Consider the following 15,719-nt stretch of genomic DNA (forward strand, 5'->3'; position numbering starts at 1 on the left):
TTTTTTGTTTTTTTTTTTTTTTTTTCTTCCCCTGTTTTTTGGGGGGGGGGGCCCCCGGGTGCGCGCGGGGGCCCCCCGCCGCTGCGTTCGGGCGCGTTCGTGCGCGCGGACGCCATTGCTCCATGTGTGCGAATCGCGACCGAGCGTGTAAATGGAGCGAGTGTATTCCTGTCGTGGGGCCGATTTCAGGGCCTTGCTGAATATGACACGGCGATGATCCGGCGGGACTAAGCTCGCTCGCAGCGCACCGAGTTGGGATGAATTCGGCCGCTTGTTCTCTTATGCGCCGAAGTTCCGTGATGCGGCGTACCTCAAGTGTGCCGAAGCATCCTGAATCTCCGACGTTCCCAGACCCGACCGTTCAGAGGGCATACATGGTGAGTGTTCAATCGCCTCCCGGTGGCCGAGAAGTCCCCTATCTGCGCGTGCTGTTGCTGCCCGCCATGGTCATGGCGGCCGCCACCGGAGCAGCCGCCGCCCTGGTCACGGAGCCCGCCCGGCCGGCCGTCGCCCTGTGCGGCGCACTCGGCGTGCTCCTCGTGCTCGCCGTCTCGGCCGAGGCGGTCCGCCGCGGCCGCGTCAACAGGACACAGCGCGCCCAATACACCCGGCACGTGGCCGAGTTGGAAGCCCGGATAGCCGCCCAGGAACACCGCACGATGCGGGTGGCCAAGGAGGTCTTCCCGCACGCCCTGTACCGGATGTCCGCCGGCGACCGGCCCTACGACGCCGTCCGCAACACCTGCGACGCCGAACCCGAGTTCCGCGATGTCACGCCCGGCGAGCGCGAGTTGATGAGCCTGGCCCTGAAGCACATCGACCGGGAGATCACGATGCGGGACGCGGCGCAGCGCGCCTTCGTCTCCGTCGCCCGTCGCGTCCAGGCCATCGTGCACAAGCAGGCCGAGGAACTCCGTGAGATGGAGGAGGACCACGGCCGCAACCCGGAGGTCTTCGACGACCTGCTGCGCGTCGACCACGGCACGGCCCTGATCGGCCGCCTCGCCGACTCCGTGACCGTCCTCGGCGGCGCCCGCCCCGGGCGGCAGTGGCCCAAGCCGGTCAAGCTCTACAGCGTGCTGCGCGGCGCCATGTCGCGCATCCTCGAATACCCGCGCATCGACCTGCACGCGATCTGCGACGTGGCCATCAAGGGCGTCTCCGTCGAGCCCGTCATCCACGCCTGCGCCGAACTCCTCGACAATGCGACCCGCTACTCGCCGCCGACCACCCGCGTGCACGTCACCGCGGTCGAGGTGCAGACCGGCGTCGCCATCGAGATCGAGGACGGCGGCGTCAGCCTCAGCGAGGAGCAGCGCCGCAAGACCGAGGGCATGCTGGACAAGGCCAAGGAGGGCTACGACCTCAACGACCTCGGCGAGAACCCGCGGCTCGGCCTCGCGATCGTCGGCCGGCTCTGCGCGATGTACGACATGCAGATCTCGCTGCGCCAGTCCGCGTACGGCGGCGTGCGCGCGGTGCTCGTCGTGCCGCGCGACATGATGAGCACCCAGCACGCCCCCGGCCTCGCCCACGGCATCGGCGCCTCCGCCGTGCCCCGCGTCGACCACAAGGGCCTGCCGGTCAAGGAGGAGCCGCGACTGAAGAAGACGCGCCGCCCCACCACGGGACCCCGGCCCGTCACCGGTCCGCGCCCCTCCGCCCCGCTCGTCGCAGCGATGGAGGACGACGTACCCGTGGTCACGGAATGGCGGGCCAACGGCCTGCCGCAGCGGCGCAGGAAGTACGACACGAAGGTCATCGAGGACCAGATCATCGTGACGCCCCGCAACCCGGACCTCTCGACGCCGCCCCCGGCGGCGGAGCCCGGCCCGGCGGCGTACGGAACGCAGGCACCGGGCTCCGCACCGACCGGGCAACAGGACCACGGCGGCGCCGAACAGCCCGAACCCGGCCTGTGGGTCGAGGCCTTCATGAACGGACTGAAGCCCGAGGGGGGCCGCGCCGAGGCGGCCGACGGGGCGGGGCACCCCGCGCAGGAGCCGGAGGCCTCGGCCACGCCGCATGAAGACGCGTACAACCAGCAGGTCGACGAGGGAGACCGTCAGTGATCCAGCAACGGGCCAATTTCGACTGGATGCTCAAGGAGCTCGCCGAGTGCGTGCCCAATGTGAAGCAGGTGGTCGTGCTCTCCTCGGACGGGCTGCGCATCGCCCGCTACGGCGGTGACCCCGATGCCGCGGACCGGATCGCCGCCGCCTGCGCCGGACTTCAGTCCCTCGCCTCCGCCGTCGCCACGGAGATCCCGGAGAGCAGCGGCAAGATGAACATGGTCATCATCGAGGTCGACGGCGGCTTCTTCTATCTGATGGCCGCGGGCAAGGGCGCGTATCTCGCCGTGCTCGCCGACCAGTTCGTCGACGCGGGCCTCGTCAGCCACCAGATGCGCGACCTCGTCATCCGGATCGGCGCCCACCTGACGAGCCCGCCCCGGCGCAACGGCCAGACCGTATGACGCACCGTCCCCCCGAACCCCCGTTCCGGGAACCGCCGCCCAAACGCGAGCGCCGGGCGCAGCAGGGCGACGGAAAGCCCGACCCCGAGCGCCTGTACGTCATCACGGGCGGCACCGACGGCAGCGACCGCGCGCCGCTCGACCTGGTGACCCTGGTCGTGGCGCGCGGCGACCCGCCGCCGGCGTCGCCGCCCGAGCAGGCCGCCGTCATCCGCCTGTGCAAGACGCCTTTGTCGACGGCTGAGATCTCGGCCTACCTCCAACTGCCGTTCAGCGTGGTCACCGTGCTGCTCGGCGAACTCCTCGCGGCCGAGCTGGTCCAGGCGCGCGCGCCGGTGATCCGAGGCGCGGTCGCGGACCGTTCCCTTCTCGAAGCGGTGATGCATGGACTACAGAAGCTCTGACAGCACGGCCGGGGGCGACACGGCGATGAGCGTGCACATCCCGGGGCCCCGGGCCGAGGAACGACTCCCCGACACCGTCACGTCGGCCGTGAAGATCGTCATCGTGGGCGGCTTCGGCGTCGGCAAGACCACCATGGTCGGCTCCGTGAGCGAGATCCGCCCGCTCACCACCGAAGAGACCATGACGCAGGCGGGCATCGGCGTCGACGACAACTACGGTTCGGAGACCAAGACCGCCACCACCGTGGCCATGGACTTCGGCCGCATCGGCATCACCGAGGAGCTCGTCCTCTACCTCTTCGGCACGCCGGGGCAGGAGCGGTTCTGGTTCCTGTGGAACGGCCTGTTCGAGGGCGCGCTCGGTGCCGTCGTGCTCGTCGACACCCGCCGCCTCGAGGTCAGCTTCGACGTGATCGGGCGGCTCGAGGAGCGCGGAGTGCCGTTCGTGATCGCCAACAACGCCTTCCCCGACGGGCCGCGCTACCCCACCGAGGAGCTGCGCAAGGCGCTCGACCTGGACCCGCACGTCCCCATCGTCGAGTGCGACGTGCGCCGCAGGGCGTCGAGCCGCGAGGTGCTGCTCACGCTGATGCGCTTCCTGCACGAGATGGCCCTGCACCGCGCCTGACGCCTCATCAACAGCCCTATTGCCGCACGTAGTCCGCTTCTTCTTCCGTCGAACCACACCGACCGGAGCATTCCCGTGACGTCACCCTCCCAGCCGCCTCAGTCGCCCACCGCATTCGACGCACTCGGAGACTCCCCGCTCGCACCGCCCGGCTGCCCCGCCCACGCCCTCGGCCCCGACGGCCTTCGCCGGCTCTACGGTCCCGAGGCGGACGCGGACCTCGCCGGTGTCTACGAGAAACTCCGCGCCGAGTACGGCCCGGTCGCCCCGGCGCTGATCCACGAGGACGTACCCATGTGGGCGGTGCTCGGGCACACCGAGAACCTCCAGATGGTGAGCACCACCTCCCTGTTCAACCGGGACTCCCGGAACTGGACCGCCGTCAAGGACGGCACCGCGGGGCCCACGCACCCGCTCGCCCCGGTCTTCACCTGGCAGCCCATGTGCGCGATGGAGGAGGGTGCCGAGCATCTGCGGCTGCGCAGCCCGGTCACCGCCGCCGTCGAGACCGTCGAGCACCGTGAGCTGCGCCGCTCCATCAACAGGGCCACGCAGGAGATCATCAACCGGTTCTCCGAGCGCGGCCGCTGCGAGGTCGTCAGCGAGTTCGCCGAGCACCTCCCGATGATGGTGATGCTGGAGATGCTCGGCGCCCCCGAGGCGTACAGCGAACGCATCGTGCAGGCCACCCGCGATCTGCTCAAGGGCGGCGAGTCGGCGATCGCGTGCAACGAGTACCTGATGGGCATCCTGACGGACCTCGCCGTGCGGCGCCGCGCCGCGCCGCTCGAGGACGACTTCACCAGCACCCTGATCACCTCCCCCTCCGCGCTCAGCGACGAAGAGGTCGCGCAGACGCTGCGGCTCATCCTCATCGCCACGTACGAGGGTTCGGCCAACCTCATCGCGAACGTGCTGCGCGTGGTGCTCACCGACCCCCGGTTCCGCGCGCGGCTCAACGGCGGGCAGATGACCGTGCCGGAGGCGGTCGAGCAGTCGCTGTGGGACGAGCCTCCGTTCAGCGCCAACGTCGGCTACTTCGCCAAGGCGGACACGGAGCTGGGCGGGCAGCGCATCCGGGCAGGGGACGGCCTGATCTTCGGCATCCAGCCGGGCAACGCGGACCCGAGGGTGCGGCCCGAACCCGGCGCCCACATGATGGGCAACCGCTCGCACCTGGCGTTCGGCGGCGGCCCGCACGAGTGCCCCGGGCAGGACATCGGGCGTGCGGTGGCGGAGATCGGGGTCGACGCGTTCCTGATGCGGCTGCCCGACGCCGAACTCGAGATCCCCGAAAGCGAGTTGAGGTGGACCTCGACGATCATGGGGCGGCATCTGGTGGAGCTGCCGGTGGACTTCTCGGCGCGTCCGCCGCAGGACGTGAAGTCCCAGCCGGGCCAGCTGCCGACGCAGCGGCCCGACTGGAAGATCACTTCGGGCTCGTTGCCCATGCCGCCGCCGACCCCGACGACGCCCGTGGCCCCGCCCGCCGCGCCTGCGGCCCCCGAGCCGGCCGCGCAGCCGCCGTACTCGTACGCGCAGCCGAACCCGCAGGGGACGGTCAAGCTCGGCGCGTGGCAGCGCTTCCTGCGCTGGTGGCGCGGTGAGTGAGCCGGTGTCCTAGGCCGGTCCCCGCTCCCACTCCTCGTACGAGGTCCAGGCCGCCAGTTCCCTCCGGCTCACGAAGCGGTGCTCGCGGCCGCTCACCGGGTCCGTGAACTCCAGGGTCCGGGAGAGGAGTTGCAGGGGGCGCCGGAAGTCGTCGTCCGCCGCGCGCTCGGCGACTTCCGGGAAGAACGGGTCGCCGAGGATCGGCAGGCCGACCCGGTTCATGTGGACGCGCAACTGGTGCGTGCGGCCGGTGTGCGGGGTCAGGCGGTACAGCGCCAGGTCCCCCTTGCGCTCGGCGAGTTCGATGCGGCTCTCGGCGTTCGGCTCGCCACCCGGCACCTCGAAGGCGGGGAGCCTGCCGGGCTCCTTCTCGATCCGGCCGCGCAGGGTGACGGGGAGCTCCACCCCCGGGTCGTACGCGGCGACGGCCTCGTACCGCTTGGTGACCCGCCGGTCGCGGAACAGGGTCTGGTAGGGGCCGCGCTCCTCGGGCCGCACCACGAACAGGACGAGCCCGGCCGTGAGGCGGTCCAGGCGGTGGGCCGGGCTCAGCCGCTCGATGCCGAGGTCGCGGCGGAGCCGGGCGAGCACCGTCTCGGTGACATGGCTGCCGCGCGGCGTCGTGGCGAGGAAGTGCGGCTTGTCGGCGATCACGATGTGCTCGTCGCGGTACACGACCTCGACGGGGAACGGCACGGGGACCTCGGGCGCGAGCTCGCGGTGGAACCACACGCTGCCGCCCACCTCGTAGGGGCTGTCGGAGGTGACCGGGCGTCCGTCCGCGGTCACGAAGGCGCCCTGCGCGATCATCCGGTCGATCACGGTGTCCTCGGCGGGCAGCGTGTGCACGAGGTGATCGCGGACGGTGCGCCCCGGGCCGCCCTCCGGCATCCGTACGCGGACGGCGTCGATGCCTTCGCGCTGCGGGAGCGGGGAGGGCGGCGGGGCGGGGCGCTTGCGTCTTCTCACAGAGGGAAAGGGTACGGCGGCGGGGGCGGCGGATCAGGCCTCCTGCTCGGCCTCCACCTGCGCGTTCCAGTCGCGCTTCGAGGCCTGCCAGCCGTCCTCGTTGTGCCCGAGGCGCCAGTAGCCGGAGATCGACAGGTCCTCGCGGGGGATCTCGCGGTCGATCCGCAGATGCCGGCGCAGCTCCTTCACGAAGCCCGCCTCGCCGTGCACGAACACATACGGGCGGCCCTCGGGGAAGTCGAGCCCGGTCACCGCCCCGATGAGCGCCTGCCCGATCGGGCGGCCCGCGCGGTGCAGCCACGTGACCTCGGCGGGGGAGTCGATCTTCTGCTCCTCCTCGGGGCCCTCGACCTCGACGAAGACGTGTGCCCGCGCGCCCTCGGGCAGCGCCTCGACGGCGGCGGCGATCGCCGGCAGGGCGCTCTCGTCACCGGCGATCAGGTGCCAGTCGGCCGTCGGGTCGGGGTGGTAGGCGCCGCCGGGGCCCATCAGATGGATGATCTCGCCCCCTTCGACGCCGGCGGCCCACGGACCGGCCAGGCCCTGGTCCCCGTGCACCACGAAGTCCAGGGTGAGCTCGAGGGCCTTCGGGTCCCAGGTGCGCACCGTGTACGTACGCGTCACGGGCCACTGGTCGCGGGGCAGCTCCTCGCGGATCCGGGCCATGTCGAAGGGCTCCTCGTAGGTCACCCCGGCCGGGGCGAAGAGCAACTTCACGTAGTGGTCGGTGTGTTCGAGCTCCTGCGGGAAGTCCGCGAGCCCCTCACCGCCGAGCACCACCCGCCGCATGTGAGGTGTGAGGCTCTCGGCGCGCACGACCTGCGCGGAGCGGGCCTTGCGGGGCGGGCGTGCGGGGCGCTCGGCCATGGGGCGGTCTCCCTTGATCCACAGTTAGTTAGGTATACCTAAGCTAACACCTCATTCCGAGAGGGTGCCGAGGAGGCGCTGCAAAGAACCTCCCAAGCCCCAGCGGGCCGCCAACTCCTCAAGGGCCGCGGCGTCGTGCGGCTCGCGCGGCAGCGCCGTGTCCACCTCCGGAAGCGGTACGTCGCCCGCGACACGCACCACCGTCGGCGCCACCGCCAGGTACGGGCGCGCCTCGTCGAGCCGCTTGCGCTGCGTCGGCGTCAGCTTCGACTTCGGGTCGTCGACAGCCGCCATGATCCCGGCCAGGTCCCCGTAGCTCGCGAGCAGCTTCGCCGCCGTCTTCTCGCCGACTCCGGGCACGCCCGGCAGTCCGTCGCTCGGGTCGCCGCGCAGCAGCGCCATGTCCGCATAGCCGGAGCCGTCCACCCCGTACTTCTCGCGGAGCAGGTCCTCGTCCGTCACCTGCAGTGTGCCGACGCCCTTCAGCGGGTACAGCACGCGCCGCTCCAGCTTGTCGTCGACCAGCTGGAAGAGGTCGCGGTCGCCGGTGACGATGTCGACGGGGCCCTCGGCCCGCCCCGTGAACGTACCGATCACGTCGTCCGCCTCGTAGCCCTCCACGCCCACGCGCGCGATGCCCACCGCGTCGAGCACCGCCTCGATGACGGGGACCTGGGGGGAGAGGGTGTCGGGGATCTCCTCCTCGTCCGGCGAACCGGTGGGCGTCTCCTCGGCGACGCGGTGCGCCTTGTAGGAGGGGATCAGGTCGACGCGCCACTGGGGGCGCCAGTCCGCGTCCATGCACGCCACCAGGTGGGTGGGCCGGTGGTCGTGCACGAGGCGGGTGATGAATTCGAGGAGTCCGCGCACCGCGTTCACCGGGGTGCCGTCCGGGGCCTTCACCGAGTCCGGCACCCCGAAATAGGCCCGGAAGTACAGAGATGCGGTGTCGAGCAGCATCAGGCGCCGGTCCGCCGCCGCTCCTGTCGTGGATGTCGTCTGGGTCACGTTCGCATCATGCCTGACGCCACCGACAGTCACCGACCGTAAGTGCGTGATCAGTGTGAGTGAACACACTGTGAACTGGGTAACTCCGCTGTTTGTTTCAGGTAAACGGGGGCAGGCGCCGCCACGGAGCGGTGCCGGTACGTACTTCAACTATTGAGGTCGACCGGTCAGGCGGACGGATCCGTATCGCTCTACGGCCCGCCGGCGGGGGAGGCGGGCCGTGTTGTTTCGACCCGAGAGGTGTATGTGTCCAGGCTTGAAGCCGAAGACCTGTACAAGGTGTTCGGCAGACGACCCGATGAGGCTGTGGAGAAGCTCCGCAGCGGTGCAGACCGTGAGGAGCTGCGCGCGGAGGGAACCACGGCCGCTGTGATCGACGCGTCGTTCACGGTCGAGTCCGGCCAGATCTTCGTCGTCATGGGTCTGTCGGGATCCGGTAAGTCCACCCTCCTGCGCATGCTGAACGGACTCCTGGAGCCGACCGCGGGACACGTCCGCTTCGACGGACAGGACCTGACGGCGCTGGCTCCCAAGGAGCTGCGCCAGGTGCGCTCCCACAAGATCAGCATGGTGTTCCAGCACTTCGCGCTGTTCCCGCACCGCTCCGTCATGGAGAACGCGGCCTACGGCCTCGAGGTGCAGGGCGTTCCCCGCGCCGAGCGCGAGGAGCGGGCGATCGAGGCGCTGCGCCTCGCGGGCCTCGAAGGGTGGGAGAAGTCCTTCCCCGACGAGCTGTCCGGCGGTATGCAGCAGCGTGTGGGCCTGGCCCGCGCGCTCGCCACCGACGCCGACCTGCTCCTCATGGACGAGTCGTTCAGCGCGCTCGACCCGCTGATCCGGCGCGACATGCAGGACCAGCTTCTTGAGCTGCAGAAGACGCTGAAGAAGACGATCGTCTTCATCACCCACGACCTCAACGAGGCCATGCGTCTGGGTGACAACATCGCGGTCATGCGCGACGGTCGCATCGTCCAGATCGGGTCCGCCGAGGACATTCTCGTCACGCCGGCCAACGATTACGTGGCCTCCTTCACGCAGGACGTCGACCGCTCCCGCGTGCTGAGCGCGAGCGCGATCATGGCCGACGCGGAAGACGGCTACGACATGGCCGATGCCCCGGCGAAGGTCCACAAGGACGCGCCGATCATCGACCTGTTCACGCCGTGCTCGAGGAGCGAGATACCCGTCGCCGTCGTCGACGACGAGGGCAAGCTCCAGGGCGTGGTGCCGCGCGAGCGGCTGCTCGCCGTGCTCGGCGAGCCGATGAAGACCGTCGAGAACGGTACGAACGGTGAGGCCGCCGGCCTCACGAAGGACAAGAAGGACGCCGTCCCGTCGCCGCGTGGCGAGGGCGACGAGCCTGCCGAGAAGGTGAATGCCGGTGCCTAGGATTCCCTTCGGTGACTGGGTCAACAGCATCGTCCAGTGGATGCTGACCCACCTCGACTGGCTGTTCGGCTTCTTCGAGAGCATCTTCAACGGCGTCTACGACGGCCTGACCGAGCTCCTCCAGGCCCCCGAGCCGCTCCTGCTGGCGGGCATCTTCGCCGTCATCGCGTTCTGGCTGCGCGGCACACTCGGCGCCGTACTGACCTTCGTCGGGCTCTGGTTCATTCAGAACCTCGAGCTGTGGGACGAAGCGATGATGACGCTGTCGCTCGTCCTCGTGTCGACGATCATCGCGCTGATCATCGGTGTGCCGCTCGGTATCTGGGCGGCCCGCTCCAACCGGATCAGCAACCTGTTCCGTCCGGTCCTCGACCTGATGCAGACGCTGCCGGCGATGGTCTACCTGATCCCCGCCATCCTCTTCTTCGGCTCGGGTGCCCCGGCCGGTATCGTCGCGACGCTGATCTTCGCGGTGCCGCCGGGCGTGCGCATGACCGAGCTGGGCATCCGGCAGGTCGACAAGGAGCTGGTGGAGGCCGCCGACGCGTTCGGCACCAAGCCCAGCAACACCCTGTGGCGCGTGCAACTGCCGCTGGCGCTGCCGACGATCATGGCCGGTGTCAACCAGGTCATCATGCTGGGCCTGTCGATGGCCGCCATCGCGGGCATGGTCGGCACCGGCGGTCTCGGTGGTTCCGTCAACGAGGCCATCGGCCAGCTGAACGTGGGCCTCGGCGCCGAGGCCGGTATCTCCATCGTGATCCTCGCGGTCTACCTGGACCGTATGACCAGCTCGCTCGGTCAGCAGGTCTCCCCGCTGGGCCGCCGCGCGCTGGCCAAGCTGCGTGCCACGCACGGCCTGAAGATCTGGTCGTACCGCCCCCGCCCGGCCGTCGCCGTGGTCGGTGTCGTCGTCCTCGCGCTCGTCGCGGGCGGCATGGGCATGTTCGGCCAGAACAACGCCGCGACCTCCCCGACGGCCGCGTCCACCAACGTGGGCCAGGGCAAGAAGATCTCCATCGGCTACATCCCGTGGGACGAGGGCGTCGCCTCGACGTTCCTGTGGAAGGAGATCCTCGAGCAGCGCGGCTTCGACGTCGAGACCAAGCAGTTCGACGCCGGCCCCCTCTACACGTCGCTCGCCGACGGCAGCGTCGACTTCCAGACCGACTCGTGGCTGCCGACGACGCACGCCCAGTACTGGAAGAAGTACGGCAAGGACCTCGAGGACCTGGGTTCCTGGTACGGCCCGACGTCCCTGGAGCTGGCGGTGCCTTCGTACATGAAGGACATCAAGTCCATGGAGGACTTGAAGGGCCAGGCCGACAAGTTCGACGGCAAGATCACCGGCATCGAGGCCAGCGCCGGCGAGATGCAGCTGCTGAAGAGCAAGGTCCTCAAGGAGTACGGCCTCGACAAGGAGTACAAGGTCGTCGACAGCTCGACGCCGGCCATGCTGGCGCAGCTGAAGCGTGCCTACGCGGCGAAGAAGCCGATCGTCACGACGCTGTGGTCGCCGCACTGGGCGTACAACGACTACAAGCTCACCAAGCTCAAGGACCCGAAGGGTGCCTGGGGCAAGGGCGACGGGGTGCACTCGCTGGCCCGCAAGGGCTTCGGCAAGGAGTTCCCCGAGGTCAACAAGTGGGTCAAGAACTTCAAGATGAGCGAGAAGCAGCTCACGAGTCTTGAGGCCGAGATCAACAAGGTCGGCAAGGGCAAGCAGCCCGAGGCCGTCAAGGCGTGGCTGAAGAAGAACCCCGGCTTCGTCAACAAGGTGGCCCCGGTCGAGCAGGGCACCCCGGCCGAGGCCAAGCGCCCGGTGAACGTCGCCTGGTTCCCCTGGGACGAGGACGTCGCCGTCACGTACCTCTGGAAGAACGTTCTGGAGAAGAAGGGCTACAAGCTCAACCTGAAGCAGATGGACGTCGGCCCGGTCTACACCGGCCTCGCCAGTGGTGACCTCGACGTCAACTTCGACGCCTGGCTGCCGTACGCGCAGAAGAACTACTGGGACGCGAACAAGAAGAACCTGAAGGATCTGGGCAGCTGGTACAGCCCGACCTCGCTCGAAGTCGCCGTCCCGTCGTACGTGAAGGGCGTCAAGTCCCTCGCGGACCTGAAGGGCAAGGGCAAGACCTTCGACGGCAAGATCATCGGTATCGAGCCCGGTACCGGCGTCATGAACACCGCCAAGAAGGACGTCCTGCCCGGCTACGGCCTGGACAAGGAGTACAAGGTCGTCGACGGCTCCACGCCGGCGATGCTCGCCGAGCTGAAGCGCGCGTACGCCAAGAAGGAGCCGGTCGCGGTTCTGCTCTGGTCGCCGCACTGGGCGTACAGCGACTACAAGCTGACGAAGCTCGCCGACCCGAAGAAGAAGTTCGGTGTGGGCAACACGATCCGGACGATCTCCCACAAGGACTTCCCCAGCAAGTACCCGCAGCTCACGAAGTGGTTCAAGGACTTCAAGATGAGCGAGGACGAGCTGGCGAGCCTGGAGTCCGAGATCAAGACGCAGGGCCAGGGCCAGGAGGAGGAAGCCGTCTCCAAGTGGCTCGAGTCGCACCAGGACGTCGCGAAGCGGATGACCGCTTCCTGACCGCCTTGTGAGGCATGACCGACCGTGAGGGGCGGGCTCCCGTGAGGGGGCCCGCCCCTCACGGCGTTTCTGCCGCTCACATGAAACCGCGGGGTGAACATGCGTAGGGTGCATTCAAACGAACCGGGCACATGATGAACCGGGCGCAGGGTGAACCAGTCGCACGGTGCACCGGCGCATGAACAGGGAAACGCACAGGGCAACCGGCGGGAGGGAGCGGAAGTCATGGACGAACACAAGGAATCACTTCGCGTGGGCGCGGCCGTCCGGCGTCGTCGTCGTTCCCTCGAGCTGACCCTTTCGGCCGTCGCCGAGCGCAGCGGCCTGTCGGTGCCGTTCCTGAGCCAGGTCGAGAACGAGCGGGCGCGGCCCAGCCGTCGCTCCCTGGAGAAGGTCGCCGACGCGCTCGGCACCACCGCCGTCGAGCTCCTCGCCGCCGCCGACCCGGCCCGCACCGTGGACCTGGTGCGCGCGGACGACCCGTCGGTGGAGAGCGGTTCGGGGGAGGACGCGGACGGGTTCGTCGTACGGTCCCTGGTCCGCGGCCACCACCAGATGCACGCCCAGGAGTTCGTCGGCGACCACGATCCGGGCCGCGAGTTCCAGCTCCGCAACGACGTGCTGATGCATGTGACCGAGGGCGCCGTCGAGGTCGAGGCGGAGGGGCGCGCGTACCGGCTCGTCCGCGGTGACACCCTGTATCTGACCGGTGGCGTGCGGCACCGGTGGCGGGCGACCGTGCCCGACGCGCGTGTGGTCGTCGTGGCCGTCGCCGAGCACATCGACGCGGTCGACGAGCCGGGCCCGAAGTAGGCCGCGCGGTCGTGCGTGTCGTCTCGCTCGTGCCGTCCCTGACGGAGGCGGTCGCCGTGACGCTGCCCGGAGTGCTCGTCGGCGCGACCGACTGGTGCACGCATCCGGCGGGGCTCGACGTGACCCGGATCGGCGGCACCAAGAACCCCGACGTGCGGGCCGTTCTCGCCCTGCGCCCCGACCTCGTCGTCGCGAACGAGGAGGAGAACCGGGGGCCGGACCTCGCGGCGCTGCGCGCGGCGGGCGTCGAGGTGCTGGTCACCGAGGTGCGTGAACTGCCGCAGGCCGTACGGGAGTTGGACCGGGTGCTGCGGGCCTGCGGGGCGGCGGCGCGGCCGGAGTGGCTGGACGCGGCGGAGGCCGCCTGGGGCGAACTCCCGGTGCCGGGGCGCCGGTTGACCGCCGTCGTGCCCATCTGGCGACGGCCCTGGATGGTGCTCGGCCGGGACACCTTCGCGGGGGACCTCCTCGCGCGGCTCGGCGTCGACAACGTGTACGCGGACCACGCCGAGCGCTACCCGCGCGTCCCGCTCGACGAACTCCGGGCCCGGAACGCGGACGTGGTGGTCCTCCCGGACGAGCCGTACCGCTTCACCGAGGACGACGGCCCGGAGTGCTTCGAGGGACCGAGCGCCCTGGTCGGCGGACGCCATCTCACCTGGTACGGGCCGTCGTTGGCGGAAGCGGCGGGCGTGCTCAACGCGGCGCTGCGAGCAGCCGTCCGCTGAGCACGCCGCGCGCCGTGTGGGCCGCGGCGACCGACCAGACCGCCACCAGACCCACGTAGAGGACGACCGCGAGGCCGTCGAACGCCGCGAGGCCCGTGTGCTTGCCCAGGCCCTCCGCGCCGGTCACGCAGGTGCCGACGGGGAAGGTGAACGCCCACCACGTCATCGCGAAGCCCATGCCCCGGCGCCGCGCCCGCGCCACCATCGCCAGGGCGAGCGCCAGCCACAGCAGTGCGAAGCCCAGCACCGGCACCCCGTACAGCACGGCGAACGCGGTGAAGCCGTCGGCGTACGACGCGGGGAGCACACCGCCCGCGACGTCGGCGAACTTGTTGGCGGCCGTCGTCGACTGGCCCAGCGGGCCGAGCACGAGGAACAGCGTCGGGGTCAGCAGCAGCGGCAGCGGGCCCGCCGTGACGAGCCGCGCGAAGATCACCGGCAGCATCACCAGGGTCGCGAGCAGGCTCAGGCCGAACATGGCGTAGCAGGCGAACAGGAAGGTCTGCTGCGCCTGCCCGGCCGGCAGCTGCGGCACGAGGAGCGGGCCCACCGCCGCCGACACCATCGGCGCGACGACCGGCAGCAGCCACACCGGGGAGGCCTCATCGGCGGCGATGCGATGCCGGACCACCATCAGATACGGGATGGCGACCGCCGCGACGAGACCGATGACCGTGCCGGTGACGAACAGCACGGTGTCCACGGCGACGGCGGCTTCGCGACCGAGCCAGTCCTGTCCGACGAGCAGCGTGCCCGCGCCCACCGCGAGGAGCGCCATCGACAGGCAGCCGTAGAACGGAGCGGCCGTCGGGTCGAGCAGCTGCTCCCTCGCCCGGTCGCGGTGGTGCGTCCAGTGCAGGGCGCGGGCGCCGAGGAGGACGAGAAGCAGCACGAACGACAGGGCCCACACCACCGTGAGGGCGGTGCGCAGGCCCGGGAACCCGACGGGCAGGGTGGCGCCCGCGTTAGCGATGATCGCTGTGCCCATGACGGCGGCGTACCAGTTCGGGCCGAGCTGCCGGACGGCGGCGCGGACGCCGGTCGAGGGGACGGGGAGGGTGCGGGGTGAAGGGTGGGCGGCGGTGACCATGGTCCTACGGTCCCGCCGACCATCGGCACCCACCAGGGACGATCTCGCTATGAGCGCATAACCTGGCCTTATGAGCCAGGAGCACACAGGGATCACGGAGCAGGCACCGGACGCGGGGCTCGCGCACCGCGTGCCCGAACTCGGCGCGCTGCAACTGCTCCTCGCCGTGGCCCGCCTCGGCAGCCTCGGCGCGGCCGCCCGTGCCCTCGGCATCACGCAGCCCGCCGCGAGCAGCCGGATCCGGTCCATGGAGCGGCAGCTCGGCCTCGCCCTCGTCGACCGCTCGCCGCGCGGCTCCCGGCTCACCGACAGCGGGGCGCTCGTCACGGACTGGGCCCGGCCCATCGTGGAGGCGGCCGAGCAGTTCGACGCGGGGGCGTCGGCGCTGCGGGACCGGCGCGACTCGCGGCTGCGGGTGGCGGCGAGCATGACGATCGCCGAGTATCTGCTGCCGCGCTGGCTGATCGCGCTCCGCGCCGAGCGGCCCGACACGGCGGTGTCGCTGCTCGCGGGGAACTCGACGGCGGTCGCGGAGCGGCTCATCGGCGGCGAGGCGGACCTCGGATTCGTGGAGGGGCGGACGGTTCCCGCGGGGCTCGACTCGGCGGTCATCGCGCACGACCGGCTGATCGTGGTGACCGCGCCGGGGCATCCCTGGGCGCGGCGCCGCAAGCCGCTGGCCGCGGGGGAGCTGGCCGCCACGCCGCTCATTCTTCGTGAGGAGGGGTCGGGGACGCGGCAGGTCCTGGACGCGGCGCTCGGCGGGCTGGCGCGGCCGTTGATCGAGTTGTCGTCGACGACCGCGGTGAAGTCGGCGGCGGTCAGTGGGGCGGGGCCCTCCGTGCTGAGCGAGTTGGCGGTGGGGGAGGAGCTTGCCGCGCGGCGGCTCGTGGAGATTCCGTTGGAGGGGGCGGAGCTTGCGCGGGAGCTGCGGGCGGTGTGGCCGACGGGGCACCTGCCTGTCGGCCCTGCGCGGGACTTGCTGTCGCTCACCCGTTCTGGCTGAGGCTGCGACGGGGTTGCGGTCGCGGGGCTCTGCCCCGGACCCCGCTGCTCAATCGCCGCAGGGGCTTGAATTTTTGGTCACTCGCCGCCGAGAGTGGCTGGGATGCGGGCTGGCTGCCGTTGGCGCTT

The 15,719-nt window shown here is 70.3% G+C and carries 14 protein-coding genes; 10 read left to right on the top strand and 4 right to left on the bottom strand.

The window, feature by feature from the left end; genetic code table 11:
- The first annotated feature begins 374 nt into the window (after positions 1-374).
- The 5 genes from ACFV9W_RS14235 (at position 375) to ACFV9W_RS14255 (ending at position 5,119) form a co-directional block, all read left to right on the top strand.
- On the top strand, positions 375-2,072 hold the full coding sequence (locus ACFV9W_RS14235) for an ATP-binding protein (protein WP_385759664.1): 1,698 nt from the start codon (positions 375-377) through the stop codon (positions 2,070-2,072).
- Complete coding sequence (locus ACFV9W_RS14240; RefSeq protein ID WP_266721521.1) at positions 2,069-2,476, top strand: roadblock/LC7 domain-containing protein; 408 nt, start codon at positions 2,069-2,071, stop codon at positions 2,474-2,476. The genes ACFV9W_RS14235 and ACFV9W_RS14240 overlap by 4 nt, the downstream gene beginning before the upstream one ends.
- Positions 2,473-2,880 carry a DUF742 domain-containing protein gene (locus tag ACFV9W_RS14245; RefSeq protein ID WP_385759667.1) on the top strand — a complete coding sequence of 136 codons (408 nt, stop codon included), beginning with the start codon at positions 2,473-2,475 and terminating at the stop codon, positions 2,878-2,880. Before ACFV9W_RS14240 ends, ACFV9W_RS14245 begins: the two co-directional genes overlap by 4 nt.
- On the top strand, positions 2,861-3,508 hold the full coding sequence (locus ACFV9W_RS14250; RefSeq protein WP_385759670.1) for an ATP/GTP-binding protein: 648 nt from the start codon (positions 2,861-2,863) through the stop codon (positions 3,506-3,508). The genes ACFV9W_RS14245 and ACFV9W_RS14250 overlap by 20 nt, the downstream gene beginning before the upstream one ends.
- 75 nt (positions 3,509-3,583) lie before the next feature.
- Positions 3,584-5,119, top strand: a complete 1,536-nt coding sequence (locus tag ACFV9W_RS14255) for a cytochrome P450 (RefSeq protein ID WP_385759673.1) — start codon at positions 3,584-3,586, stop codon at positions 5,117-5,119.
- A gap of 9 nt (positions 5,120-5,128) precedes the next feature.
- On the opposite strand, the gene ACFV9W_RS14260 is transcribed toward ACFV9W_RS14255, so the two are convergent.
- From ACFV9W_RS14260 to ACFV9W_RS14270, 3 genes are read right to left on the bottom strand one after another with little or no spacing between them, the layout of a single operon-like run.
- Positions 5,129-6,088, bottom strand: a complete 960-nt coding sequence (locus ACFV9W_RS14260; RefSeq protein WP_385759676.1) for a pseudouridine synthase — start codon at positions 6,086-6,088, stop codon at positions 5,129-5,131.
- 33 nt (positions 6,089-6,121) lie between these two features.
- A complete protein-coding gene (locus tag ACFV9W_RS14265) occupies positions 6,122-6,955 on the bottom strand; it encodes a siderophore-interacting protein (protein ID WP_385759678.1) in 834 nt (277 codons plus the stop codon).
- Positions 6,956-7,006: 51 nt separating this feature from the next.
- Entirely contained in the window at positions 7,007-7,915 is a 909-nt protein-coding gene (locus tag ACFV9W_RS14270; RefSeq protein WP_385759873.1) for a 5'-3' exonuclease H3TH domain-containing protein, read from the bottom strand.
- A 294-nt stretch (positions 7,916-8,209) separates the two neighbouring features.
- Here ACFV9W_RS14270 and ACFV9W_RS14275 point away from each other — a divergent pair, with 294 nt between their 5' ends.
- The 4 genes from ACFV9W_RS14275 to ACFV9W_RS14290 all read left to right on the top strand — a co-directional run bounded on the left by ACFV9W_RS14275 (position 8,210) and on the right by ACFV9W_RS14290 (position 13,495).
- Positions 8,210-9,352, top strand: a complete 1,143-nt coding sequence (locus tag ACFV9W_RS14275) for a glycine betaine/L-proline ABC transporter ATP-binding protein (RefSeq protein ID WP_385759681.1) — start codon at positions 8,210-8,212, stop codon at positions 9,350-9,352.
- Positions 9,345-11,954 (top strand): ABC transporter permease/substrate binding protein, encoded by a 2,610-nt coding sequence (locus tag ACFV9W_RS14280; RefSeq protein WP_385759683.1) that lies wholly within the window; start codon positions 9,345-9,347, stop codon positions 11,952-11,954. Before ACFV9W_RS14275 ends, ACFV9W_RS14280 begins: the two co-directional genes overlap by 8 nt.
- Before the next feature lie 225 nt (positions 11,955-12,179).
- Complete coding sequence (locus ACFV9W_RS14285) at positions 12,180-12,767, top strand: helix-turn-helix domain-containing protein (RefSeq protein ID WP_385759686.1); 588 nt, start codon at positions 12,180-12,182, stop codon at positions 12,765-12,767.
- Between the two features lie 11 nt (positions 12,768-12,778).
- Positions 12,779-13,495 (top strand): helical backbone metal receptor, encoded by a 717-nt coding sequence (locus tag ACFV9W_RS14290; RefSeq protein ID WP_385759689.1) that lies wholly within the window; start codon positions 12,779-12,781, stop codon positions 13,493-13,495.
- On the opposite strand, the gene ACFV9W_RS14295 is transcribed toward ACFV9W_RS14290, so the two are convergent.
- Positions 13,464-14,585, bottom strand: coding sequence for a TDT family transporter (locus ACFV9W_RS14295; protein WP_385759691.1), 1,122 nt, complete (start codon positions 14,583-14,585; stop codon positions 13,464-13,466). The genes ACFV9W_RS14290 and ACFV9W_RS14295 overlap by 32 nt on opposite strands.
- Positions 14,586-14,655: 70 nt before the next feature.
- Here ACFV9W_RS14295 and ACFV9W_RS14300 point away from each other — a divergent pair, with 70 nt between their 5' ends.
- Complete coding sequence (locus tag ACFV9W_RS14300; RefSeq protein WP_385759693.1) at positions 14,656-15,591, top strand: LysR family transcriptional regulator; 936 nt, start codon at positions 14,656-14,658, stop codon at positions 15,589-15,591.
- Positions 15,592-15,719 lie beyond the last annotated feature (128 nt).

The organism is Streptomyces sp. NPDC059897, from assembly GCF_042730865.1.
Lineage (GTDB): Bacteria > Actinomycetota > Actinomycetes > Streptomycetales > Streptomycetaceae > Streptomyces.